The sequence below is a fragment of the Chlorobaculum thiosulfatiphilum genome, from assembly GCF_006265165.1.
Lineage (GTDB): Bacteria > Bacteroidota > Chlorobiia > Chlorobiales > Chlorobiaceae > Chlorobaculum > Chlorobaculum thiosulfatiphilum.
Genome location: NZ_VDCH01000058.1, coordinates 1 through 1,113 on the forward strand (window position 1 = coordinate 1; position 1,113 = coordinate 1,113).

At 47.2% G+C, this 1,113-nt stretch carries 1 protein-coding gene; it reads right to left on the reverse strand.

Annotated elements, in window-relative coordinates; all coding sequences use genetic code 11:
* Positions 1–24: 24 nt before the first annotated feature.
* Positions 25–1,068 carry an IS630 family transposase gene (locus tag FGF66_RS12335; protein WP_139457938.1) on the reverse strand — a complete coding sequence of 348 codons (1,044 nt, stop codon included), beginning with the start codon at positions 1,066–1,068 and terminating at the stop codon, positions 25–27.
* Positions 1,069–1,113: the final 45 nt, after the last annotated feature.

Here is a 1,113-nt window from a genome sequence, read left to right on the forward strand (position 1 = left end):
TTATTACTCCGGCCAATAAAGGTATCAATTCTTGGCATAGCGAACATTGGGATGATCAAACAGTTTTTCGACTTTGCAAGGACTTTTCTGAAGATGCCTCATATGCGACATCGTCTTGTCGTGAATTGCCGCTTTTGATCGGGCTACTCCACCATAATTGCCATGCACGGCGTGTTTCAAATCGTTGTTCAGATATTCGTCCGGATTCAATTCCGGTGAGTAGGACGGTAAATAAAACACCTCGATCTTTTCCGTATTCTTTTCCAGCCACTCTTTGACCGGTTTGCTGTGATGCACTTTCAAATTGTCCAGAATGAGGATCACTTTTCGGCCTGCATCCTTGACCAGACGCTTCATGAACTCGATGAGTCGTTTGCTGTTCATGGCATCTTCATAGAGCATGAAACGAAGCTTGCCCTGGTTGTTGATCGCTGAAATCATGCTGATATGCTCCTTGCGCGCATTCAGTCGTAACTCAGGTGTTTTTCCGGCAGGTGCATAGCCTCTGACCAGATTGCCATTGGTCGCGATGCCGGTCTCGTCAGCCCAGTAAATCTCGGCGTTTTCAGTCTTTGCCTTCGCTTTGATGGCTGGATAGGACTCCTGCATCCAGCGCTCGACTTCGGCTGGACGCTGTTCATAGGCTTTCCTGATCGGACGTTGCGGTGTATAGCCCCAGCGTGACAGGTAGTGGCCAACCGTGCGAATCGGCATGTTGATACCAAACTGCTGAAGAATCAAAAGTTGGATTGCCTGACGATCCCAAAGCGCGAATGGCAATTTCAGTTGTTCAGGGTAATGATCGACAATCATTTTCTGAATCTTCTTTTCCTGTTCAGGATTCAGACTCCTTTGTTCTCCATGTTTTCGACCCCGTTTTGGCTCCGCAAGCATTGACTGGCCTTCTCGCAGGTATCGTTGCCACCAACGACTTGTTGTTTCAAGGGACAATCCCAAAAGTTCGGCGACTTCATGGTTGCCTTTGCCTTGTTTTCGCAAGCGAATCACCTGTTTGCGCAATAAAGCGCGCTCCCGGTCAGAGACTTTTCTAATATCGATTTTTTCCATACCCGCAATATAATATATTTGCGAGTTTTATTGGCCGGATTAATA

Excerpts from the sequence above, each read along its gene's own strand:
- FGF66_RS12335 (WP_139457938.1), bottom strand. The coding sequence starts at position 1,068 with ATGGAAAAAATCGATATTAGAAAAGTCTCTGACCGGGAGCGCGCTTTA.